Raw genomic sequence first — 22,981 nt, forward strand, 5'->3', positions numbered from 1 at the left:
GTTGCTGTTTTAGTGGTGTTTTTGTTTTGAGATTAAAAAATAGGCAATTATTCAGCCTAAAACGGTATCAATGTGACATTTTGATGCCATTTTTTGCCCATTAGGTTTCAATTTGCTTGTCTCTGGCGATTTATTAACTATAGTGCCGAGTTTTCCCACTTATGCCCGAATTCGCCGAATAGTTGCTTGGGTAAGATGTGGATAAGCGGATTAAGTGCTTGTTTAATTAGCCATATTATTGATTGATTAAAATTTAATCAATGTGCGGCGAGTTGGTCTGTTTTGCGTTGAGCTAATTTGCGGAAAATCCAGCTTTGCGGCTGTTCCACTCCGGTGCGAATGTAGTCGAGTAGCGCGATGCTCTCTTGTACTGCGTTATGCGCGATCCGCGCATGATGATCGCCGGCAAAAAGCAGTTCATCGCCAAACTGCAGCAGCGTCTCGCCCGATGGTAGGAGCGTGTCACACCCCGCGTGACGATGGAGTAGGGCGAGGCATTGCAACGTATTGCCATGATTTAATGCATCGTGGGTGTAGTGATCAATGCGCAGTGGTGGTTGCGGTTGGGCCAGCATGGCGTGGACTGCTGACGCATTTTTGGCATTAAATTGAACGCGCCAAATTTCGGGGACATGGCCTGCGCACAGTTGATTGAGTTGAGGCAGCAATTGCGCGGCCCAATCTTCCGATTGCTGCTGAATCAAGCTCATGGCATCGGCGAGTAAAGGGTTTTCCATCGCGCGCAGACATTCGTGCGCAATAATCTGAGCCCGAATCGAGGTGATATTGGGTTTAAAGGCCTGAAATAAGATGTGGTTATGCGTTAAATTTTGCCGCGCCACGGTATATAGATGCGGGTTTATTTCCCGCGCAGTGGCCAGTGCCGACAGATTATTGGCGTCATGGTCATGGCTAACCAGCAAGCCGACGGCCTGTTCAATCCGCGCTTGACGCAAGGAGGCTGCATCTACGCCCAGCGCCAAAATAAAATCAGACTCGGGTAACTGCGCTTGCGGCTCTGGATCAATGACCGTGACAGTACATCCTGCCTGTATCAGTGCGGTATACACTGCGCCGCCAAAGCGTCCGTAGCCGACAATAACCCAGTGCCCAATCGGTGGTGGTGGATCATTGCTGATAAGATTGCCCGGGAAGTCGGCCAAGACATCACATAGCTGGGCAACCGTGGGTTGCTGCAATCGGCGCGCAAATTTGCGGCCTACAGTTTCAAATAGATTGATGACCTTATTCGTGCCAAACGAGGCCATATTTTCGGCGACTGATCGATTGCGGCTGCGGCAAATCGACAGTAATTTTGGGCGCAATACATAGGCACTGATTGCGATCGCTAAATTGACTTCTTCGTTGCCAGTGATACCGATAATGCCGATGCATTGTGGATGCTCTATGCCTGCGACTTTGAGTAATTCGGGATTGGCGGCATCGCCCGCAATGCAGGGGGTGTCGTAATGAAAATCAGCCAAGGCAATGTCGTTAATGCGCTCTTCACGCAATTCCACAATCACAAAGCGCATATCAAGATCATCGAGCACCTTGCACAGTAGCCGTGCGCTTTGCCCGTAACCGCAAATCAGATAAAAAGGCTCGCTAATGCGCCGCACTTTACGTCGGAATCGGGCATGGGCAATCGCTTTGCGTAGCGATTCATCGCGCATCAAGCCAAAAATCGAGCCTATCGTGTACGCCCAGCCTGTGACGGCCAAATAAATGCACACCAAGACCCATAAGCGTTGCTGATAGGTAAAAGGGTGGGGGATCTCGCCAAAGCCAATCGAGGTGGCGGTATAACTAATGAAATAAAAGGCGTGGAAAAAATCGATGTGATACGGCTTGCCATCGCCGTCTATCCCCGGAATCAAGACCAGACCGAGTACGGCGATCGCATACACGCTGATCAGCATGACAATCGGCGCGCGCAAGCGCCGCAGCATGAGGAAGAAGATGCCGTCCATGCTTAGCGCCGATGTTGCAGCGTTTCACCAATCAGCAGCACCACCGAAACCAAATTAGCGGCCAGTGCGCCGGCGGCAAATGACACCACCATCGAGGTAATACCCGGTGTCATGCCTAAGCCAGAAACATATTCGGCATGCCCCCAGATCAAGGCCGCAGTGACTAATTGCAAATCAGCGACCAGGCTAGTGGCCAAATGCAGCGCACCAACTTGGGTACGATCGCCAAATTTGAGTGTGGTCGCAATCAGATTAATCACAATCGCGGCAAATAGCTCAAACACATCATGCTGGTGCGCCACATCGATTTGGCCCAAGACAAAGCCGAAATTGAGCGTGAACGCGAGCAGGATGAAAAAACCAAAAATCACTTTTTCAATATTCATGATGCCAGCCTAGTGGGTAGATACATGCAGGGGTATATCGTTGTAAAGCCGCTGTAATGGCTGTGCAGGGATATACATATTGAATTGATTGTGGCGTAGTCCACTGCCGAGTTCAAGTGCATTTTGCCGCCGCTGAGCTTATCCACGCGCAAGGTGGATAAAACCGGCGCTGCGCTGTGGATAAGTGCGCTAAGTCCTTGAACTAATGTGCTGCTGCTAGATTGATGCAAAAAGTGGCAGCGAGAAAGGCTTTTCCCCGCATTACTGGCATAGCTGCGGGGGTAAGCTGTGGATGAGTGAGCTAAGTGGCTGTTTTGAATTACATAATCATCGCTGCTTAATTTTTAAGCAAAAACAAGCCCGCTCATCTTCAATAGTGACACGCCAATTGCGGCCATCATTAACGCAATCAAGCCATCCAGCACGCGCCAAGCCACGGGTTTGGCGAACAAAGGCGCAAGTTTGCTGGCACCAAAGGCCAAGGAAAAAAACCACAAACCCGAAAAACTCACGGCACCTAATAAAAACATCGGTTGATTGGCCGGATCTTGCTGCGCACCGATCCCGCCGACTAACACCACCGTATCCAAAATCGCATGCGGATTGAGTACCGAAAAACCCAGCGCTGCCAATGCCACGCCTTTCGCGGTTTTAATGCCCTGACTTTGCGCATCCAGTACCAGCGCTGCTGGGCGAATGGCTTTTTTCAGCGATTGCCAGCCAAACCAAAATACAAAGGCCGCACCGGCTAAAGCCATCCAGACTTCGAGTTGCGGTAAGGTCTGCAGCATTTTGCCCATGCCCAGTACGCCTGCCGACATCAGCAACATATCGCAGGTCACACAAGTGATCGCCGCAACAAAAAGATGTTGGCGCGTGATGCCTTGGCGCAAGATAAAAGCATTCTGCGCGCCAATCGCCATAATCAGGCTGGCACACAAAGCCATGCCTTGGAAAAACACACTGCTATTCATTGTTTCAACCCTGTTCGAATTATTTTTGGAATAAAGGCATTGTGCTAAGAAACGCTTGCTTGATAAAGAATATTTAATTTATCTTGTGAATACTTAAAATATCTTAATTTAGAGGCGGCGATGCAATTCGATCATAAACAGGCCGAAGCCTTATTGGCGGTCATTGATACGGGGAGCTTTGAACAGGCCGCCCATGAGTTGCATTTAACTGCATCGGCGATTTCGCAGCGCGTGCGGCAATTGGAAACGCAATTGGGTACGCCGCTGTTGGTGCGCTCGCGGCCATGCCGAGCAACGATGGCTGGGCAACAATTATTGCAATACCTGCGTCGCGCGCGGCTGCTGGAGCAAGATTTTTTTGCCAGCTTTTCCGGTGAGCAATCAATGCCTTTGAGTGTGCCATTGGCGGTCAATGCCGATACGCTGAGCACATGGCTGTTACCGGCGCTGAGTGATTTTTTGATTAGCGAAAATGTCCTGATTAGCCTCACTGTCGATGATCAGGATCATACCTATAGCCTGATGCAGGAAGGTCAGGCGCTGGCATGCGTGTCCGCCGAGCCCAATCCAATGCAAGGCTGTATGGTGCATGAGCTGGGCGTGCTGCGGTATCGGATGTTGGCTTCACCCGTATTTCACGCGCGCTGGTTTGGCAAGGGCTATCACCGCGAAGCGGCACGGGTGGCGCCCGTGATGGTGTTTAACCGCAAAGATGCCCTGCAGGCAGGGTTTTTGCAGCAGTTATTTGGATTGCGCCCCGGTAGTTATCCCGAGCATCACGTGCCGGCGAGCGAGCCCTATTTGCAATCGATTTTGCTCAGCTTAGGTTACGGCATGGTGCCGCACCTGCAAGCAGATGAATACATCGCCCGTGGTGAGCTCATCGACGTTGCGCCGCAAAAGCCCACCGATGTCGTGCTGTATTGGCACCATTGGAAAGTGCAGTCTCCACGCTTGGAGCGACTTTCGCGTCGCTTGGTTGAGGCGGCGCGGCAGACTTTGCTGACTCGGCTTGATTAATGGCTGTTGCAGCTTGTGCTTGCCGGTGTTTTTCAAACGCGCTTCGCGCTTGTTTCAGAGTTGAAAACAGCATAAAGCTGTTTTGGACGTGTTCTGTTTGAGCCGACTGCGCCACGCGGGCCTCAATCTGGCTTTTGCGCCCCGCGAGCGCGAGTGGTATGCCGCGTTCAGCCAAGCCTTGCTGTAAATCCCACATAGCCTGCTCGCCGGCCATATCAATTTGCGTAATCAGTGTTGTATTGATTGCCGCTAATGTGATTTTCGCTTGTTCCATAGACAATGCCCGTCAGAATTTCTGATGTATTTGCCCAAGGATTAGTCAAGTCAATGTATTGATGACTATACCCTGCACGGTATTTTGTAGGCCTTTGAGTGAGGTAAGCGACGACTTCGCAAGTCATTAAAGCAGAATCGAAGTTAAATACGTATTGCAAATGAGAATGGTTGCTAGTAGCATATGCGAATGATTCTCGATAACAAAAAAATTCTTTGCGGTGTCGTCGTCCTTCACGCGGCTATGTTTTATCAGCTGAGTCAGTCGGTACGGCCGCAGTCGCAAGCTGAGCCCCTGATGATGCAGGCCATCCCTTTGGCGATGGGCGACTTGGCTCCCGAGCCTAAGCCCGAAGCGCAAAAGCCGCTTGCTCAGCCCAAGCAAAAAATGAAGACGGTCAAACAGAAAGTGCAAGAGCGCGTTGTTCGACCTGCGCAGGTAGCCAAGACCGAAGCGCAGACGCAAACGCCAGAGCGCAGCGCAACGCTGGAAGTCGCGGCTGCAAAAGCCAATCAAAATGCAGATAACGCTGAGCCGACTGTGAGCAAAAGTCGCGATGCCACTGAGCACGCCGCAGCAGGCGGGCAAGAAGGCGTGAGCAAGCAGGTAGAGCCGACGGTTAGCGCGCCCAGCTTTCATGCCAATTATCTAAGCAACCCCAAGCCGCCTTATCCTCCCGCGTCACTGGCGCTCGGTGAGCAAGGCGTCGTGATGTTGCGCGTTGCAGTGAGCCCGGCGGGTTTGCCTGAAAAAATCGATTTGGCCAAAAGCAGTGGCTATTCGCGCCTGGATGCGGTGGCGCAAAGCACCGTGCTGAAATGGCGCTTTGTGCCGGCCAAGCGGGGCGATGAAGCGGTGGCTGGCACCGTTGTAGTACCGGTTAATTTTTCAATCAAGAAGTCTTAAGGATTCGTCATGGATTTGTCTTTGGTTTTGCACTCAGGTGACCCGATATTGCAATCGGTTTTTGGGCTTTTGGTCTTGATGTCGATCGTGAGCTGGGTGGTGATCATCGCACGCTCTCGCCTGCTTTGGATTATGAAGCGCCACCAGCAAAAGTTTATGAGCTCTTTTTGGGAGGCCAGTGATTGGCAAGAGGCACTCAGTTTAGCGCTCAAACATAAAGCGCCAGCGGCCAAATTGGCGCGCGCGGGGGCTGATGGTTTGCGCCATTATCGGGCTCATGAGGGCGGCGGCTTGGGTAAAGCTGTTTCGCTGGATGATTATCTGGTTCGCAATCTACGCACCAAATTAAGCCAAGAAACCGCCAAGATGGAGCGCGGCTTGACGTGGCTGGCCACCACAGGCTCGGTCGCGCCATTTATTGGCTTGTTTGGCACGGTCTGGGGGATTTATCACGCCTTGGTCGGTATTGCGACTAGTGGTAATGCCTCGCTGACAACGGTGGCGGCACCGATTGGTGAGGCTTTGGTGGCGACGGCGGCGGGTTTGGCGGTCGCGATTCCGGCGGTGATTGCCTACAACGCGTTTATTCGCAGCAACCGCCGCTTTGCGCAAGAGCTCGATGGCTTTACGCATGATTTACACGCACAACTCTTGACGGAGGGTGGTCATGGCATTCGGTAATTTTTCAGCGCAAGAAATTGTGTTAATCGCAGAAATCAATACGGGTTTGTGGATGGGGATGAATCATGGCATTCGGTAGTTTTGGGCAGCAAGACGCCGCGCCAATGGCGGAAATCAATACCACGCCACTGGTGGATGTGATGCTGGTGCTGTTGGTGGTCTTTATCGTGACCGCGCCGGTCATGACGCATGCCGTCAAAGTTGAGTTGCCAAAGGCGAGCGCTGAAGTAGTGCAACAGCAAAAAGCCGTCATTCGTTTGAGTTTACAGGCCGATGGGGCATTGCTCGATGAGAAAACGCCAATTGATCCGGCCAGCTTGAGCGCAAGATTTAGCGCGGCATTTGCGCAAGATCCGCTCACAGAAGTGCATCTATACGCCGACAAAACCGTGCAATACGAGCGGATTGCCCAAACGATGGCGCAAGCGCAGCAGGCGGGTCTGACGCGAATTGGCTTAATGACCAATGGACAGGGGGCAGGGCAATGAGCATTCAATCAGCACTGAATTGTAGTTTTTGGCTGGCGCAGCTTTGGGCTGCGGCCTGCTGTCGACACGAGCGACTCATTCATTCATAGCGTCAGACTGTGATTATCCAAGCGACGGCGGGTTAATCCCGCCTTTTTTTGTCTCAAAAATATAGAAAAGTGTTCAAGACCATGCGTGAGATTCATAAGAAAAAATCTGGGGTACGCCATTTGGCTAAATATCCCGCAGCTGCCGCCCTTTTTGGGGTGGTGGCCGGTGGCGCTCAAGCGGCGGATGCAGCCGCTGAAACGGTATTGGCGCCAGTTGAAGTTAAAGCGACCGCCACATCGCAAAACGGGACTGCCAATACCTACAATGCGCCGACTGTGAGTGTGGGCCGCACGACCGAAGAAGCCCGCGATGTGCCGCAATCCATCACCAGTATCACGCAGGAAGTGATGCATGATCAGGATGCCAATACGCTCAAAGAAGCGCTGCGCAATGCGGTTGGGGTGACATTTAACGCCGCAGAAGGTGGCGCGAGCGGCGACGGGATTCGTATTCGTGGCTTTGCTGCGTCTAATGATTTGTATCTGGATAATTTCCGTGACTCGGCACAATATAATCGCGACACGTTCAATACCGATACGCTGGAAGTTTTGCGTGGCCCATCTTCAATGTTGTATGGCCGTGGCTCGACGGGCGGGATTGTGAATCAGGTTAGCAAAAAACCGTTTTTGGGCGAGTTGAACCAGCTCTCGGCGACGGTGGGCACTGATGCCTACTACCGCGCAGAAGGTGATTTTAACAAACAGATCGGTGAAACCAGTGCGATCCGTTTGAATGTCATGGGTCAGGATGCCGGTAGCTTCCGCGAAGGTGCGGAAATGAATCGCTGGGGCGTAGCGCCTAGCGTGAGCTTCGGCATTGGCGAGCAAACCGAAGCGACCTTGTCTTACCTGCATTATGAAGAAAACAATGTCCCCGATTATGGCGTGCCTTATTACCGTAAAACGGCCGTTCCCAATGTGAAAAACACCAGTAGCTCCATCTATGGCAGCAATACGCCACTTGATCGCGTTGATACGTTTTATGGTTTGAAAGACTTTGACAGCGAAAAAACGCAAGCCGACGTGTTCTCGGTCAACGTCCAGCATCAGATTAAGCCCAATATGCTGATCAAGAACGCAACGCGTTATGGTCAGTATGACCTTGATCTGCGCGCTAGCGCTCCAGGCCTGCTCTTTGCCAACAGCAATGATCCATTGACGGACAGCACCACGGTGACACGCGGCCGTAAATTACGCGAACGCAATCAGGAAATCTTATCCAATGTGACTGATTTGCTGTGGGATTTTGATACCGGCACAGTGCGCCATAATGTGCTAGCGGGTGTTGAGCTGACGCGCGAAACCTTGCGCAGTACTGGCCGTATGCAACTCGATACCACTGGGAAAGTGAAGCCGGGTAGCAATGGTCTTGCGGGGTGCGTGTTGCCAACCACTACGGTCGGTAATCCAAATACCAGCGGCGTGCCGGCAAATTGTTCGGCCCCAGTTAAGACTGTCGTCGCTGATTCGACTGCCGACACGGTGGGTTTTTACGCTCAGGATATGATTGAGCTTAATACTCAGTGGAAAGTATTGCTTGGTGCGAGGTACGACCGTTTTTCTGCCAGTACGGAAAATCAGTCGTTCACTAAGGCTGCCGCCGCGCAAAACGTCAGCCGTACCGACAATGTCTGGAGCTGGCGTACGGGTGTGATCTACCAGCCTGATCAGCAGCAATCTTATTACATTTCGTACGGCACCTCGTTTAACCCATCGGCTGAAGCCTATTCAACCGACCCGAAAGGCGCGCTGACCGATCCAGAGAAAAACGCCAACTATGAAATTGGCGCGAAATGGAATTTACTCGATGGCAAACTCGCGCTGCGCACGGCGCTGTTCCGCACCGAAAAAACGAATGAACGCCAAACCGACATTGAGCCAGGCGAGGTGAAGCCTTACTTGCTATCGGGTAAACGCCATACCGATGGGATCGAGATTGAAGGTGCAGGTCAGTTGACCGATAAATGGCAGATTTTTGCCGGTATTGCCGTGATGGACCCAGTGATTGACGATGTGGCCAATCCAGCACGCAAATATCAGGAAGGCAATCGACCTGACAATGCACCGACCTATACCGGTAATCTCTGGAGCACTTACCAGATCGACGGCAATTGGAAGGTGGGTGGCGGAATGAACGCAATGGGTAAACGTTACACCAATCTCGACAATATCGTTTACCTGCCAAGTTATGTGCGTTGGGACGCGATGGCTGAATGGTCACATCGCGATCTGAGCGTGCAGCTAAATATTTATAACCTGTTTAATACCAAGTATTACGAAGGCCTATACCAAGGCTTTGCAGTGCCGGGTACAACGCGCGCTGCACGCGTAACGGTGGGGTATAAGTTCTAAAGCCTTTTAAAAAAATGATGTTTGAGTAAATACGTGGCCGGGTATATTCCCGGCCATCGGCATTGCAGTTTTAATTCAGTATTAGCGAAGTGAGAAAACCATGTTATTGCATATTCCCCAAGTGCTCGATCAGCAAACCGTCGCAGCGTGCCGCGCCCGCCTTGATCGGACCGAATGGCTTGATGGTCGAATTACTGCGGGTAGTCAGTCGGCCAAAGTAAAAAACAATGAACAATTGCCTAATGATGATAGAGAAGCCATCGCGGTGAGGAAGGTGATCTTGGCGGCGCTGGAAAAGAATGAGCTGTTTTTCTCAGCGGCCCTACCCAAGCGTATTTTTCCACCTTTATTCAATCGCTATAGCGAAGGCATGACCTTTGGTAATCATGTTGATAATGCGGTGCGCCGTATCACTGAAACGGGTGAATGGGTTCGATCGGATTTATCGGCGACGTTGTTTTTTTCGGCTCCCGAGGAATACGATGGTGGCGAATTGATTATTGAAGACACGTTTGGCTTGCACGAAGTTAAGCTGGCCGCAGGCGATATGATTTTGTACCCATCGAGTAGTTTGCATCGCGTCGAGCCCATTACGCGGGGTACTCGCGTCGCTTCGTTTATGTGGATGCAAAGCATGATTAAAGATGTTGGCGAGCGTGGCCTATTGTTTGATCTGGATACCAGTATTCGCCAGATTCGCGGTGAATTGGGCGATACCCCCACCGCGGTGCAACTCACTGGGGTTTATCATAATTTACTGCGCAAGTGGGGCGAGATCTAGTCAGTCTCTGTTTCTCCTGGTAGGGTATGTGCATAAAGGCTTTATTTAGTATTGATTCTATTGATATACATCGCAATTGTTGTCGGGTTGGTATGATTTCGCTCCAATCGGCCTCATTGTGTTAATAAGGCCGAAATCAGGCGTGCAGCCTAAACAGCTATGCGGTTAAGCGCTACTTTGTGACACAATAAGCGGGTCTCTTTCTTTTGAAGCGAAAATGGAAATCTTCATACTACTGGGGCTGATTTTGCTCAATGGCCTGTTTGCCATGTCTGAAATCGCCCTGGTGACAGCAAAAAAAGCACGGCTTACGAAAATGGCTGAGGGCGGCAATGCGGGCGCTGAAATCGCCCTCAAATTGGGCGCTGAGCCAACGAAGTTTATGTCTACCGTGCAAATTGGCATTACGTCGATTGGTGTATTAAGCGGTATTGTCGGTGAGTCAGTCTTGGCTGCGCCGTTTGCCGATTGGCTGATTAGCCTTGGCTTACCTGCGCACCTGAGTAATAGCAGCGCCACCGTCTGCGTGGTGGCCTCGGTTACGTATTTCTCGATTGTGCTCGGCGAATTGGTGCCCAAGCGTTTAGGGCAAATTTCTCCGGAAACCATCGCTTGCCTCGTGGCGCGACCGATTCAGATTTTGGCCTTGGTGTCGCGCCCATTTGTGCGTTTATTGACTTTCAGTACCAGCTATATCCTCAAATTATTGGGGGCGAATCAGCACGCGGCACACAGTGTGACGCAAGACGAAATCGACGCCATGCTGATCGAAGGCTCTGAGGCTGGCCTGATCGAAGAACACGAGCACACCATGGTGCGCAATGTGTTGCGTCTGGACGATCGCATGGTCACGTCCTTGATGATTCCGCGCGGCGATATGGTGTATCTGGATCTGGATGATCCCTTGGATGAAAATCTGCATCGTGTGGCGCAGGCTGATTATTCTCGCTTCCCGATCTGCCGCGACGGGCTTGAGAATATGTTGGGGGTGCTGAGCACCAAAGATATTTTGAAAAAGGTGCTCAAAGGTGAAGCGGTCGATTTATCAGCGCATTTGCAGCCTTGTGTATTTGTTCCTGAAACGCTGACCGGGCTGGAGTTGCTGGAGCAAATGCGCTCGTCCGGCGTTGAAATGGTGTTTCTGGTTGATGAGTACGGCGAGTTGCAAGGGTTGGTGACTTTGCAGGACGTGCTGGAAGTGTTAACCGGCGAATTTAAGCCACAAAATATCGATGACGCTTGGGCGATTCAGCGCGCAGATGGCTCTTGGTTACTCGATGGTTTAATTCCAATCCCTGAGCTCAAGGATCGACTGTCTTTCTCTAGCGTACCTGACGAGGAAAAAAACAGTTACCACACCCTGAGTGGTTTGGTGATGTTGTTATTGGGCCGTATGCCCCGTACCGGCGATATCGCTCAATGGGAAAATTGGTCGCTGGAAATTGTCGATATGGATGGGCGGCGGATTGATAAAGTGTTGGCCAGTAAGCTGCCCATTCAATCTATTAATCAATGATTAGCATTCTCGCCAGCTTAGTTAGCAACTATCATTGGTCAAACTTGATACAGTAGGTGACTCATTTCAAGCGAATGTGGTTTCACACTTTAGGCAGTCTTCAAGGCATGAATGGCAACGCGGGCGATTTGCATTGACCACATTACGCAATAGCGTTATTGCTTCCAGTAGAGTTGCTCGGTCTTTCTGATCATAGGAATGAAACAACCTATTCTCTAATCTAGCTAAGCGATGTTCTGGATAATTCAGGGGCATAGTTTTTTCCTTGGTATTTAGTAGTGGCAGGCGTCCTCTCTTTACGACCCGTTTTCGTTATATTTGAGTAATTTTGCGCGCATGTAGAAAATTCTGCGATGTAAATTTGCACACTAAGCAAATCTTATTGTGTTGGTAGGGCTTTGTTTTTTATACGAAAGTTAATCGGGTGTGATGTGTCAATATGGTGAAAATGCTCTGCGAGAACTATCGCCAATTGAAAAATAAAGGCCCATTAGGGGCCTTTTTTGAGTGTGTCTGAATAGATTGATTTAGTTATTTTTCTGCAGTATTTTTGATCCCAATTGCACGACTACTAGGCAAAGGGTCCCGGCTATAACGCCCACGATCAAGTCTGCTAGGCTCGGTACAAGGGCATGCAAAATTGGGCCAAGTCCAGCAATTGCCGCGCTTTCTTGTGTTAAACCTTCAATGCCGTGATGTAAAAATGGCAAACCATGCGTCAAGATCCCGCCACCGACCAAAAACATTGCGGCTGTACCGATCACCGTTAAGGCTTTCATTAATTTTGGGGCGGCAGCAACCAAGCCACGACCTAGGCGGGTGAGCAATGAATTGCTTTTTTTCATCAAGTAAAAGCCAATGTCATCAAGTTTGACGATGCCCGCCACAATGCCATACACGCCAACAGTCATAATCATGCCAATCCCCGCGAGTACGGCCAACTGCGTCATAAATGGCTGTCCATTAACGGTGCCCAGCGCAATGACGATGATTTCTGCTGACAGGACAAAATCAGTGCGGATCGCGCCGGTGATTTTTTCTTTTTCCAGCGCCACCAGATCGATGTTTTCGTCACTAACGGCTTGAATCAGCTCGGCTTCATGGGCGTGATCTTCATCGGCTGAGTGCAAAAATTTATGCGCGAGTTTTTCTACGCCTTCAAAGCATAAATACAAACCGCCAATCATCAGCAGCGGCACAATTGCTTGCGGCAAAATGGCGCTAATGGCTAATGCCGCTGGAACTAAAATCAGCTTGTTTTTCAATGAACCCACGGCCACCGCCCACACCACCGGTAACTCGCGCTCGGCTCGTACGCCGTTCACTTGCTCCGCATTGAGTGCTAAATCATCACCCAGCACCCCGGCGGTTTTCTTGGCGGCGACTTTGGTCATTAAGGCCACATCATCGAGTACCGATGCGATATCGTCGATCAGGGCAAGTAAACTGGCTCCAGCCATGGTGTTCATTCCTTTATTGGTTTTTTAGTGTGCAGCCGTGTAGGGGCTCAATTTCGTCAGTTTGCTGTTAGTTTTTAACTTTGGCAAATCGCGCTTGGCGTGTGCCGTTGACTTCGACTTCTTCGATAAACATGGCCAGCGGTCGTACCCACAAACCACGTTCGCCATATTGCGGCCGATATACGACCAGCCATTCTTCGGTTTCGGAGTGTTGGGCCAGGTCAATGACTTCATACAGCTGACCTTTATAATGGCGGTAGAGGCCAGTGTCGAGTTGGGGCTTGTTCATAGATACCTTGCTGAGTATGCCTCTAAAAGCTTTTTATCAATCGCCTTTCAGGGCTATACCTATAGTAAAAATGGCCGCCCGAAGGCGGCCATTTGAGTTTCAATTGCTTGAGCGCTTAGAGCTTGCCTTCCAGCCAAGCTGTCGCAGCTTCCATGGCTTCACTCAGTTTGGCAACTTCGGTGCCACCCGCTTGCGCCATATCTGGGCGGCCACCACCTTTACCACCGACGATTTGTGCCGCCACATTGACCAATTCACCCGCTTTCACTTTGCCGGTGAGGTCTTTAGAAACACGGGCAATCAAACTGACTTTGTCGTCGTTGATGCACGCGAGCAGGGCGACGCCGCTGTCGACGCGATCCATCAGTTTGTCGCTCATTTCACGCAACATACCCGCTTCAACACCTTCAACGACGCTGCCAATGCATTTCACACCATTAATGGTGCGCATGCCCACGCCGATCAATTGATCCAGCTGTGTGAATGCCATTTGGCCTTTCAATGACGACACTTCTTTTTGCGCCGCTTTCAGATCAGCTTGCAGCTTTTCCAGTTTGGCCAGTAATTCGCCCGATTGCGCGCCTGCGATGGCCGCTGCCGCTTTCAATTCAGCATCTTGCGCTTGGACGGCAGACAATGCTGCAGTACCAGTAATGGCTTCGATACGACGGATGCCCGCTGCGACGCCACCTTCAGAAACGATTTTGAACAGGCCGATATCGCCAGTGCGATTGACGTGCGTACCACCACACAACTCAGTCGAGAAATCACCCATTTTCAGGACGCGCACTTCGTCGCCATATTTCTCGCCAAACAGCGCCATTGCGCCAAATTTGATCGCGTCGTCATAGCTCATCAGGCGCGCAACCGCTTCTTCATTGGCCATGATAACTTGATTGACCAAGTCTTCGACTTTGGCGATCTCGTCGCTGGTCAATGCTTTGGGGTGTGAGAAGTCAAAACGCGTGCGTTCGTGATTCACCAGCGAGCCTTTTTGCTCCACGTGCGTGCCCAAAACTTCGCGCAAAGCGGCGTGCAGCAAGTGCGTTGCCGAATGATTACGCTGGCTGGCTTGGCGTTTTGCAATGTCGATGCTCGCAGTCACTGCATCGCCCACTTTCAATGTGCCGCTGATGATTTGACCTTGGTGACCAAATACATCGGCTTTAATTTTTTGCGTGTCGGTAACGTTGAATACGCCACTACCTGCAATCACGCCGACATCTCCGCCCTGGCCGCCTGATTCCGCGTAGAACGGTGTGTGATCAAGCACGATGACGCCTTCATCACCGTCAGCCAATTGCTGAACTTGTTCGCTGCCTTTGTAGAGCGCAATCACTTTGGCTGCGCGGCTGCTCTCGGTGTAGCCGTGGAAGCAGGATGCTTCACCTTCGTAGGCCAAGCCTGCGGTCATTTTGAATGTGCCAGCGGCTTTCGATTGTTTGCGCTGCGCTTCCAGCGCGGCCTCAAAGCCTGCGATATCGACAGTGACATTGCGTTCGCGACAAACGTCGGCGGTCAGGTCAATCGGGAAGCCGTAAGTGTCTGACAGTTTGAACGCCACATCGCCATCGAGCACTTGTTTGCCGCCACCCAATACGGTGTCGAGCAAGGTCATGCCGTTTTCCAGCGTGCGACCGAAGATTTCTTCTTCAGTTTTGAGTGCGTCAATGATGTGTTCTTTGCGTTGACGCAATTCTGGGTAAGCATCGCCCATGACGTCGGCCAATGGCGCAACGAGTTTGTGGAAGAAGTACCCTTTTTGGCCCAGTTTGTAGCCGTGACGAATCGCGCGGCGAATAATGCGGCGCAATACATAACCGCGACCATCGTTCGCTGGCAATGCGCCATCAGCGATCAGGAAGGCGCAAGAGCGGATGTGGTCGGCGATGACTTTAAGTGACGGCGAATTAGCATCCGTGGCGCCTGTTTCGCGCTGTGCTGCGGCGAGTAAATGCTGGAACAAGTCGATTTCGTAGTTGGCGTGCACGTTCTGCATTACGGCAGAAATACGTTCCAAGCCCATGCCGGTATCCACCGATGGCTTTGGCAGTGGATGCAAGACGCCCGCTTCGTCACGGTTAAATTGCATAAAGACGTTGTTCCAGATCTCGATGAAGCGATCGCCGTCTTCTTCTGGTGATCCTGGAGGGCCGCCCCAGATATGGTCGCCGTGATCGTAGAAAATCTCAGAACATGGGCCACATGGACCGGTGTCACCCATTTGCCAGAAGTTATCTGACGCATAAGGCGCGCCTTTGTTGTCGCCAATGCGAACGATTTTTTCCGCTGGAACGCCAACTTCTTTATTCCAGATATCAAAAGCTTCGTCGTCCGTGGCATACACAGTGACCATCAATTTTTCTTTTGGGATGCCGAGCCATTCAGGGCTGGTCAGAAATTCCCACGCGTACAAAATTGCTTCGCGTTTGAAGTAGTCGCCAAACGAGAAATTGCCGAGCATTTCAAAAAAAGTATGGTGACGGGCGGTGTAGCCAACGTTTTCCAAGTCATTGTGTTTACCGCCAGCGCGTACGCATTTCTGGCTGGTGGTGGCGCGCGAGTAAGGGCGTTTGTCAAAGCCCAAGAACACGTCTTTAAATTGGTTCATACCGGCATTGGTAAACAAGATCGTTGGATCGTTAGCCGGAATCAGCGATGATGAGGCCACGACTTGGTGGCTTTTGCTAGCAAAAAAGTCCAAGAACTTTTGGCGAATCTGGGATGATTTCATAAGACGGTTCACGCGCGCGCAGTTTAAATTCAAGGGTATCGATTCTAAAGCAAAGCGGCTTGGGCGGGTAGGCGGGAAGGGGATTTGTGTGGCGTCGCGATCAGAATCGATCTTTTCCCTCACATTTGGTCAAAATTGGTCCTGATTAGCACAGTTTGCCATTTGAATGCGTTGGATGTGTGGGTATATTGCTATGATTATTTTATTTATTAGTTTTCAGGTTTATACATAGGTAATGTATCTTAATCAAATTCCATGTCATCGATAAAATCATCGCTATTGCCACTCACCACACGATAGATAACAGCGGTGCTAAAGCCGCGACTGGCTAAAAAGCGCATTTGTTTGGCGCGTTCTTTCTGATCCTTAGGGGGGCTGCCGAATTTTTTTAGCCACAAGCGGCGAGCAGTAGCCTCTTCTTGCTCGGCAACGGCTTCGATGCTGCTGTCGATGATTTCGCTGGCAACGCCGCGTTGCCGCAATTCTTGTTTTAAACGGCTGAGGCCATAGCGTTGACTACGGTAATGCGTCCACTGCTCAGCAAAGCGGCTATCTGATAACCAGCCTCGGGCTTCAAAATCATCCAGTAGCGCGGGGATTTCTTCGGGCGTTTCGGTAAATGCTTGAAGTTTTTGCGCCAACTCTGCGCGAGAATGATCGCGACGCCCGAGCATTTGCAGTGCTTTATTGCGCAATGAAATCATGATGCAAATTCCATTTGAATTTGGATTGATGAAAAAAGGCTCTCAAATGAGAGCCTTTCGCGTTTTTACACTTGCTGAAATTACTCAGCTGCGTCGTCGTTTTCCGCGCCCATTTCAATAGGCAGGCTGCTACCAATCAATTTATCGCGTACTTTTTTGATGATCTCTTCGGCCAGCTCTGGATTGTCTTTCAAGAATTGACGAGAGTTTTCCAAACCTTGGCCAATCTTATTGCCGTTGTAGCTGTACCAAGCGCCTGATTTTTCTACGATCTTGTTAGCAACGCCTTGCTCGATAATCTCACCTTCGCGAGAAATGCCTTCGCCGTACAAGATATCAAATGTAATTACGCGGAACGGTGGGGCAACTTTGTTTTTGGCAACTTTAACTTTGGTTTGGTTGCCAATAATCTCTTCGCCTTTTTTGACTGCACCGATGCGGCGAATGTCGAGGCGTACTGAAGCGTAGAATTTCAGTGCATTACCACCCGTGGTGGTTTCAGGGCTTTGCCCTGGCATCATGGCGCCAATCTTCATGCGTAACTGATTAATAAAGATCACCAGCGTATTGGTACGCTTGATATTACCGGTTAATTTACGCAGGGCTTGGCTCATCAAACGGGCTTGCAAGCCGACGTGTACGTCACCCATTTCACCTTCAATTTCGGCCTTTGGAGTCAGCGCAGCAACCGAGTCAACGACGATAATATCTACGCCGCCAGAACGAACCAGCATGTCAGCAATTTCCAGACCTTGCTCGCCAGTATCAGGCTGAGAGATCAACATGTCGGATACATTGACACCCAGTTTTTGGGCGTAGATTGGATCAAGTGCATTTTCCGCATCAATGTAGGCGGCTACACCACCGAGCTTTTGGATTTCTGCGACGACGTGCAAGCACAAGGTTGTTTTACCCGATGACTCTGGCCCGAAAATCTCAACAATACGACCACGCGGCAAACCACCAACGCCCAGCGCCAAATCCAAACCGAGCGAGCCAGTTGATACGACTTGCAGGTCGTTTTCAGCTTGGTTTTCGCCCATTTTCATAATGGCGCCTTTACCGAATTGGCGTTCAATCTGGGCTAATGCGGCAGCGAGTGCTTTGCTTTTGTTGTCATCCATGATGTGATCCTGAGCTATTTTGTTTGGGTGATGTGATTATAGAACATTCGTTCTGTTTTGCAAGCGTTCTTGAGCGTGATCATCAATTTTGTAGCGGTTGGCCGTGGTGCGAAGGGAGGGTGAAGTAAAAAATCGTACCTTCATCGGGGGCTGACTTGGCCCAGATTCGGCCTCCGTGGCGACTGATGATCCGCTGGGTCACTGTGAGGCCAATGCCATTGCCGCTGTATTGCGCTTGTGAATGCAGGCGATAAAAAGGCGTGAATAGGTTTTTAGCCTGAATCATATTAAAGCCTATCCCCTCATCTGCAATATAAAACACGAGTTGGCCATTCACATGGGTGCTGGCAAACGTGATTTTGATGGTTTCTTTGCTTTGCGAGTATTTCCAAGCATTTTCAATTAAATTAAACAGCGCAATCCGAATCAGGCGAGGATCGGCATCTGCCAGTAGATCGGGGCTGATGTCGATGTGGTGACTACGATTGGGCTGCAAAATGGTGATTTCTTCCGCGATGTCATGTGCCATCACACTCAAATCAAGTGTTTGTGGTCGCAACTCCGCGCGGGAGAGCTGTTGCAGCATCAATAAGTCATCAATTCGGCTCGCCATGCCGTTAATACTGCTGCGAATACGCTGCAGGTAATTGCGGGCATTATTATCGAGATGGTCCTGATAGTCATCGATGAGCACTTGGCTAAATCCATCAATCGTGCGCAGAGGATTGCGCAAATCTTGGGCCAGAATATTGGTCAAGATTTCTAACTCATGCGTACTATTGGCTAATTCACGGCTGCGCTCTTCCACGACTTCTTCGAGGTGGTGGCGGTAATCTTCGAGTTGCGATTCATTGAACTTGCGATTACTGATATCAAATAAATAACCTTGTAGGTGCGGGCGACCAGTTTGGTCGAGGTCACAAGTCGCCATAATTTGCACCCAGACTTCCTTGCCATTGGCTGCGAGCAGACGACATTCAAATTCGTAAACTTGGCCAGGCTCATGCACATCGGCAAACAAGGGATAGGCAAAATGTCGATCGTCGGGGTGCAGATAGCTACTTAAAAAGCCCTCGCTGTACCAGACCGAGAGCGGATAGTTGAGTAGTTGCTCAGCTTGCGGGCCAACATAAGTAAAGCGCCACTCTTCGGGACGAGCGTCCCAAGGAATTAAGCGGGTAGATTCAACCAGGCGGCGCATTCGATCTTCACTGACCCTGAGTGCGAGCTCGATTTGTTGGCGACTCATTAAGTCGGCTTCAAGTTGCAGGTTTTTTTGTTCGAGCGTGCCAATCAGCTGTTTTAACGATTGCCGAGTTTGTTCGAGTGAGCGGCCTAATTGGCCAATTTCATCGGGGCGTAGCCAGATAAATTCACGATCGAGCTGATTATTGGCCAGTTGCTGCGATTGCTTGGTCAGCGTTTCTAAGGGTCGCAATACACGAGAATTCAATAGGAACAAAATCAGGCCAAGGCTAAAGCACACCTGAATGGCGACGGCGATTAAATATTGCTGCTGTTTACGTTCAATATTCTGTTTGGCTATCCCATCGTCAAGCTCAAGGGTGACGTTGCCAATCACATTGCCTTGTTTACTCACCAGATGTGAAAGCGACAGAATTTTGCCCAAGCGACGATCTGGTTTGTTTTTGGATAGAAAAATACCCAGCGAGGCGTCGTTGACCAAAATGCGCACGACCCGTGCATCGCTCATGACCGAGTCAAGTAGCGGCTTGCCTGATTCGGGGGCGAGATTCCACAGCGGCTCTTGCATCCCCAAGACCAGAATATCCAGCAGACGTTCGTGGTCTTCGCGGATACTTTGCTCCGCCTGCGCCAAATCCGAACGTATGCTCATATAGCCGTTAATGGTGGCTGGTAAGAGCAAACCGAGCAAAATTGCCAAAATCACGGCAGGGCGTAGAGACAGATTCATTCAGTGGTTCATTAGCATTAGCTGACAATAGGGTGAGTCTAATCGAGTTTAATTATTCCGACTATGGATTCGCTGTTGCTGGTCAATGAACGGCTATGGGGTGTTGTAAAGCAGAAGAAAAACGACGGATTTTCGCAAGATTTGATTTGTCGCAGCTTCGGGGCAGAATCTGCTTCGGGCGTGAGAATCTGCACGGCATAATAGCGTCACCAGTAAGGGGAGCTCAAAAAATGAAAATCATCGTCTTAGGTGCAGGGGTCATTGGTGTTACTACCGCGTGGTTTTTGGCGCAAGAAGGTCATGATGTGACAGTGATCGAGCGCGCACAAGAGCCGGCACGTGAAACCAGCTATGCCAATGGTGGGCAAATCTCGGTGTGTCATGCCGAGCCATGGGCCAACCCTAAGGCGCCATGGAAAACCCTGCAATGGCTGGGTGAAGAAGACGCCCCCTTATTGTTTCGCCTTAAACTCGATTGGAATCAATGGCGCTGGGGTTTACGTTTTTTACAGCAATGCACCAAGGCCAAAGCCAAGTCCAATTTACAAAATTTAGTCCGCCTGGGCTTATATAGCCGCGACACTTTGCAAAGCGTGCGAGCGCAAACTGGGGTGCGTTACGATCAGCGTACTGAAGGCATCTTGCATTACTACACTGAGCAAGCTGAATATGAAGCGGCCATTCCTGCTGCAGCGCTGATGCGCGAAGTGGGTTTAGATCGGCAAGTTAAAACTGCTGCCGAATGCTTGATGATCGAACCTGCTCTGGCACAATCGCGCCGCCCCATCGTTGGTGGCACCTATACGCCGAGCGATGAATCAGGCGATGCGCGCCAATTTACCAATGAATTGGCAGATCGTTGCGCAGCAATGGGCGTGCAATTTCGCTATGACTGTGCCATTGAGGCGTTAGAGCGAATCGGCGATGATGTGAAGACGGTACGCGTACGCAGCGCAGAGAATGACGTTGAGCGCTTGAATGCGGATCAGATCGTCGTCTGCCTGGGTAGCTACAGCCCACTGTATTTGCAGCCGCTGGGGATTACGCTCGATATTTACCCTGCCAAGGGATATTCAGCGACGATTCCGGTGGTTGATCCTGAGTTTGCGCCGACGGTGAGTTTGACCGATGACGGCTATAAATTGGTGTTTTCTCGCTTGGGCGATCGGCTCCGCGTGGCGGGAACCGCCGAATTTAATGGCTACAACCTCGATCTCAATGAAATTCGCTGCAAGGCTCTGATCGAGCGAACCAGTCAAATTTTCCCGCAAGGTATGGATTACACGCGTGCTGAATTCTGGACCGGTTTACGCCCCGCGACGCCGGGAAACTTGCCCTACATTGGGCAAACAAGGTATGCCAGTTTGTGGCTCAATACGGGGCACGGTACTTTAGGGTGGACTGAGTGTTGTGGCTCAGCCAAAGCAATTACCGACTTGATTTCTCATCGCAAGCCGGAAGTGGATTATCCGTTCGTGGTTGGTGTGTAAGCTTTGCTTGTGTAGCTGATTGCGAGTGAAAAAAAGGGTATTGCCTTGTAGATCAATTAAATCATGATCTACAAGGCAATACCCTTGGTTTTTTTGGCTGCTAATTACAGCGTTACAGCATGCTCGCGTGTCGCGTGGAATTTCAGCTCTGGCCAACGTTCCATCGTCAAATCCAGATTGACACGGCTGGTGGCCAAATAAGCCAAGCTGTCGGCCGCATCGCGACCGAGATTGTTGACCAGATTTTTTTCGAAGTCAGCGAGTTTTTTCGCATCATCGCAAGAGACCCAGCGCGCAGTGTAAATCGGCGTTGATTCAAACATCGCTTCGACGCCGTATTCGTTCAGCAAGCGGGATGCCACGACTTCAAACTGCAGCACACCCACTGCACCCAAGATCAAATCGCCACCGTTCAGTGGTTTGAACACCTGCACTGCGCCTTCTTCGCCGAGCTGTTGCAAGCCTTTTTGCAATTGCTTGATCTTCAGTGGGTTTTTGATCCGCACAATACGGAACATTTCCGGCGCGAAGTACGGAATACCGGTGAACGACAGCAATTCGCCCTCAGAGAAAGAGTCACCAATCTGGATATTACCGTGATTGGGCAAGCCGATAATGTCGCCCGCGTAGGCTTCTTCCACCTGCTCACGACCTTGCGCCATAAAAGTCACCACCGAGTTGGCAGCGATTTCGCGGTTCAGGCGCAGGTGCTTGAACTTCATGCCACGGGTAAATTCACCCGAGCACACGCGCAGGAAGGCAATCCGGTCGCGGTGTTTCGGATCCATATTGGCTTGAATCTTGAACACGAAAGCCGAGAATTTTTCTTCGGTTGGCTCCACATCGCGCTGAATCGCATGCGTTTCGGATGGTTGTGGCGCCCAGTCAACCAGTGCATTCAAAATTTCACGAATACCGAAGTTATTAATCGCCGAGCCAAAGAATACCGGCGTCAAAGTACCAGCGAGAAATTCTTCCAGATCAAACGGGTGCGAAGCGCCACGCACTAGCTCAAGCTCCATGCGGGTGTTTTCGATTTCGAGCGGGAATAGTTCATCCAGACGCGGGTTGTCGATGCCTTTGATGATTTCCACTTCATCGAGCGGGCCTTGGCCTGGCGTGAAGATGATAATCTCATCCGACAAAATGCTGTACACGCCGCGGAAGGTTTTACCCATCCCGATTGGCCAAGTGATTGGCGCACAGCGGATTTCCAACACACTTTCGACCTCGTCGAGTAATTCGAGGTTGTCCCGCACTTCACGGTCGTACTTATTCATGAAGGTGATAATCGGCGTGTGGCGCATGCGGCAGACGTTCAGCAATTTGATCGTTTGCGCTTCCACACCCTTGGCCGCGTCAATCACCATCAAGGCTGAGTCAACGGCGGTCAGTACGCGGTAGGTGTCTTCCGAGAAGTCCTGGTGGCCAGGAGTGTCGAGCAAGTTCACGACGTGATCGCGGTAATCGAACTGCATCACCGATGAAGCGACCGAGATACCCCGTTGCTTTTCGATGTCCATCCAGTCGGATGTCGCAAACTTGCCGCCTTTTTTACCTTTGACCGTACCGGCAGCCTGAATCGTGCCCGAAAAATACAATAATTTTTCGGTCAGCGTGGTTTTACCCGCGTCAGGGTGGGAAATGATGGCAAACGTACGACGACGCGCCACTTCGCTGCGAATATCCGGCATGGTCTTGGTCTTTGGCGAAAGCTGGGGAAAAACGCGCGATTGTACGCCAATTGCCTATTTTCGAATAGAGCAGGGGCTAAAAGCCCCTTGGGCTAAGCGGCAGAAAATAA

The 22,981-nt window shown here is 50.8% G+C and carries 18 protein-coding genes; 8 read left to right on the forward strand and 10 right to left on the reverse strand.

Annotated elements, in window-relative coordinates:
* Positions 1-257 precede the first annotated feature (257 nt).
* The 3 genes from HQ393_RS03185 to HQ393_RS03195 form a co-directional block, all read right to left on the reverse strand.
* Positions 258-1,973: a potassium channel family protein gene (locus tag HQ393_RS03185; RefSeq protein ID WP_179357421.1), complete on the reverse strand. Its 1,716-nt coding sequence runs from the start codon at positions 1,971-1,973 to the stop codon at positions 258-260.
* A 2-nt stretch (positions 1,974-1,975) separates the two neighbouring features.
* A complete protein-coding gene (locus HQ393_RS03190; protein ID WP_179357422.1) occupies positions 1,976-2,359 on the reverse strand; it encodes a DUF6394 family protein in 384 nt (127 codons plus the stop codon).
* A 344-nt stretch (positions 2,360-2,703) separates the two neighbouring features.
* On the reverse strand, positions 2,704-3,333 hold the full coding sequence (locus HQ393_RS03195) for a LysE/ArgO family amino acid transporter (RefSeq protein ID WP_218871276.1): 630 nt from the start codon (positions 3,331-3,333) through the stop codon (positions 2,704-2,706).
* Positions 3,334-3,453: 120 nt separating this feature from the next.
* On the opposite strand from HQ393_RS03195, the gene HQ393_RS03200 reads away from it, so the two are divergent.
* The 7 genes from HQ393_RS03200 to HQ393_RS03230 all read left to right on the forward strand — a co-directional run bounded on the left by HQ393_RS03200 (position 3,454) and on the right by HQ393_RS03230 (position 11,440).
* Positions 3,454-4,353 carry a LysR family transcriptional regulator ArgP gene (locus tag HQ393_RS03200; protein ID WP_179357423.1) on the forward strand — a complete coding sequence of 300 codons (900 nt, stop codon included), beginning with the start codon at positions 3,454-3,456 and terminating at the stop codon, positions 4,351-4,353.
* Positions 4,354-4,816: 463 nt separating this feature from the next.
* Positions 4,817-5,533: an energy transducer TonB gene (locus tag HQ393_RS03205; RefSeq protein WP_179357424.1), complete on the forward strand. Its 717-nt coding sequence runs from the start codon at positions 4,817-4,819 to the stop codon at positions 5,531-5,533.
* A 9-nt stretch (positions 5,534-5,542) separates the two neighbouring features.
* Positions 5,543-6,214, forward strand: coding sequence for a MotA/TolQ/ExbB proton channel family protein (locus HQ393_RS03210; protein ID WP_179357425.1), 672 nt, complete (start codon positions 5,543-5,545; stop codon positions 6,212-6,214).
* A 65-nt stretch (positions 6,215-6,279) separates the two neighbouring features.
* Positions 6,280-6,702, forward strand: coding sequence for an ExbD/TolR family protein (locus tag HQ393_RS03215; RefSeq protein ID WP_179357426.1), 423 nt, complete (start codon positions 6,280-6,282; stop codon positions 6,700-6,702).
* Between the two features lie 170 nt (positions 6,703-6,872).
* Positions 6,873-9,143, forward strand: coding sequence for a TonB-dependent receptor (locus tag HQ393_RS03220; RefSeq protein WP_179357427.1), 2,271 nt, complete (start codon positions 6,873-6,875; stop codon positions 9,141-9,143).
* A 100-nt stretch (positions 9,144-9,243) separates the two neighbouring features.
* Complete coding sequence (locus HQ393_RS03225) at positions 9,244-9,924, forward strand: Fe2+-dependent dioxygenase (protein WP_179357428.1); 681 nt, start codon at positions 9,244-9,246, stop codon at positions 9,922-9,924.
* Between the two features lie 217 nt (positions 9,925-10,141).
* On the forward strand, positions 10,142-11,440 hold the full coding sequence (locus HQ393_RS03230; RefSeq protein ID WP_179357429.1) for a hemolysin family protein: 1,299 nt from the start codon (positions 10,142-10,144) through the stop codon (positions 11,438-11,440).
* A gap of 527 nt (positions 11,441-11,967) precedes the next feature.
* Here the strand turns inward: HQ393_RS03230 and HQ393_RS03235 are convergent.
* The 6 genes from HQ393_RS03235 to HQ393_RS03260 form a co-directional block, all read right to left on the reverse strand.
* Complete coding sequence (locus HQ393_RS03235) at positions 11,968-12,900, reverse strand: DUF808 domain-containing protein (protein ID WP_179357430.1); 933 nt, start codon at positions 12,898-12,900, stop codon at positions 11,968-11,970.
* A 67-nt stretch (positions 12,901-12,967) separates the two neighbouring features.
* On the reverse strand, positions 12,968-13,189 hold the full coding sequence (locus HQ393_RS03240) for a DUF1653 domain-containing protein (RefSeq protein ID WP_179357431.1): 222 nt from the start codon (positions 13,187-13,189) through the stop codon (positions 12,968-12,970).
* A 115-nt stretch (positions 13,190-13,304) separates the two neighbouring features.
* Positions 13,305-15,923: an alanine--tRNA ligase gene (gene alaS, locus HQ393_RS03245; protein WP_179357432.1), complete on the reverse strand. Its 2,619-nt coding sequence runs from the start codon at positions 15,921-15,923 to the stop codon at positions 13,305-13,307.
* A gap of 242 nt (positions 15,924-16,165) precedes the next feature.
* Positions 16,166-16,627, reverse strand: coding sequence for a recombination regulator RecX (gene recX / locus HQ393_RS03250; RefSeq protein ID WP_179357433.1), 462 nt, complete (start codon positions 16,625-16,627; stop codon positions 16,166-16,168).
* A gap of 80 nt (positions 16,628-16,707) precedes the next feature.
* Entirely contained in the window at positions 16,708-17,751 is a 1,044-nt protein-coding gene (gene recA, locus HQ393_RS03255) for a recombinase RecA (RefSeq protein WP_179357434.1), read from the reverse strand.
* 82 nt (positions 17,752-17,833) lie between these two features.
* On the reverse strand, positions 17,834-19,687 hold the full coding sequence (locus HQ393_RS03260; RefSeq protein ID WP_179357435.1) for an ATP-binding protein: 1,854 nt from the start codon (positions 19,685-19,687) through the stop codon (positions 17,834-17,836).
* A 95-nt stretch (positions 19,688-19,782) separates the two neighbouring features.
* Here HQ393_RS03260 and HQ393_RS03265 point away from each other — a divergent pair, with 95 nt between their 5' ends.
* Positions 19,783-21,177: a D-amino acid dehydrogenase gene (locus HQ393_RS03265; protein ID WP_179357436.1), complete on the forward strand. Its 1,395-nt coding sequence runs from the start codon at positions 19,783-19,785 to the stop codon at positions 21,175-21,177.
* A gap of 104 nt (positions 21,178-21,281) precedes the next feature.
* On the opposite strand, the gene HQ393_RS03270 is transcribed toward HQ393_RS03265, so the two are convergent.
* On the reverse strand, positions 21,282-22,871 hold the full coding sequence (locus HQ393_RS03270) for a peptide chain release factor 3 (protein ID WP_179357437.1): 1,590 nt from the start codon (positions 22,869-22,871) through the stop codon (positions 21,282-21,284).
* Positions 22,872-22,981: the final 110 nt, after the last annotated feature.

The sequence above is a fragment of the Chitinibacter bivalviorum genome, from assembly GCF_013403565.1.
Taxonomy (GTDB): Bacteria; Pseudomonadota; Gammaproteobacteria; order Burkholderiales; family Chitinibacteraceae; genus Chitinibacter; species Chitinibacter bivalviorum.

What these genes read in the sequence shown, in the direction of transcription:
- HQ393_RS03185 (WP_179357421.1), bottom strand. Translation starts at nt 1,973, where the DNA reads ATGGACGGCATCTTCTTCCTCATGCTGCGGCGCTTGCGCGCGCCGATT.
- HQ393_RS03190 (WP_179357422.1), bottom strand. Translation starts at nt 2,359, where the DNA reads ATGAATATTGAAAAAGTGATTTTTGGTTTTTTCATCCTGCTCGCGTTC.
- HQ393_RS03195 (WP_218871276.1), bottom strand. Translation starts at nt 3,333, where the DNA reads ATGAATAGCAGTGTGTTTTTCCAAGGCATGGCTTTGTGTGCCAGCCTG.
- HQ393_RS03200 (WP_179357423.1), top strand. Translation starts at nt 3,454, where the DNA reads ATGCAATTCGATCATAAACAGGCCGAAGCCTTATTGGCGGTCATTGAT.
- HQ393_RS03205 (WP_179357424.1), top strand. Translation starts at nt 4,817, where the DNA reads ATGATTCTCGATAACAAAAAAATTCTTTGCGGTGTCGTCGTCCTTCAC.
- HQ393_RS03210 (WP_179357425.1), top strand. Translation starts at nt 5,543, where the DNA reads ATGGATTTGTCTTTGGTTTTGCACTCAGGTGACCCGATATTGCAATCG.
- HQ393_RS03215 (WP_179357426.1), top strand. Translation starts at nt 6,280, where the DNA reads ATGGCATTCGGTAGTTTTGGGCAGCAAGACGCCGCGCCAATGGCGGAA.
- HQ393_RS03220 (WP_179357427.1), top strand. Translation starts at nt 6,873, where the DNA reads ATGCGTGAGATTCATAAGAAAAAATCTGGGGTACGCCATTTGGCTAAA.
- HQ393_RS03225 (WP_179357428.1), top strand. Translation starts at nt 9,244, where the DNA reads ATGTTATTGCATATTCCCCAAGTGCTCGATCAGCAAACCGTCGCAGCG.
- HQ393_RS03230 (WP_179357429.1), top strand. Translation starts at nt 10,142, where the DNA reads ATGGAAATCTTCATACTACTGGGGCTGATTTTGCTCAATGGCCTGTTT.
- HQ393_RS03235 (WP_179357430.1), bottom strand. Translation starts at nt 12,900, where the DNA reads ATGGCTGGAGCCAGTTTACTTGCCCTGATCGACGATATCGCATCGGTA.
- HQ393_RS03240 (WP_179357431.1), bottom strand. Translation starts at nt 13,189, where the DNA reads ATGAACAAGCCCCAACTCGACACTGGCCTCTACCGCCATTATAAAGGT.
- alaS (WP_179357432.1), bottom strand. Translation starts at nt 15,923, where the DNA reads ATGAAATCATCCCAGATTCGCCAAAAGTTCTTGGACTTTTTTGCTAGC.
- recX (WP_179357433.1), bottom strand. Translation starts at nt 16,627, where the DNA reads ATGATTTCATTGCGCAATAAAGCACTGCAAATGCTCGGGCGTCGCGAT.
- recA (WP_179357434.1), bottom strand. Translation starts at nt 17,751, where the DNA reads ATGGATGACAACAAAAGCAAAGCACTCGCTGCCGCATTAGCCCAGATT.
- HQ393_RS03260 (WP_179357435.1), bottom strand. Translation starts at nt 19,687, where the DNA reads ATGAATCTGTCTCTACGCCCTGCCGTGATTTTGGCAATTTTGCTCGGT.
- HQ393_RS03265 (WP_179357436.1), top strand. Translation starts at nt 19,783, where the DNA reads ATGGGGTGTTGTAAAGCAGAAGAAAAACGACGGATTTTCGCAAGATTT.
- HQ393_RS03270 (WP_179357437.1), bottom strand. Translation starts at nt 22,871, where the DNA reads ATGCCGGATATTCGCAGCGAAGTGGCGCGTCGTCGTACGTTTGCCATC.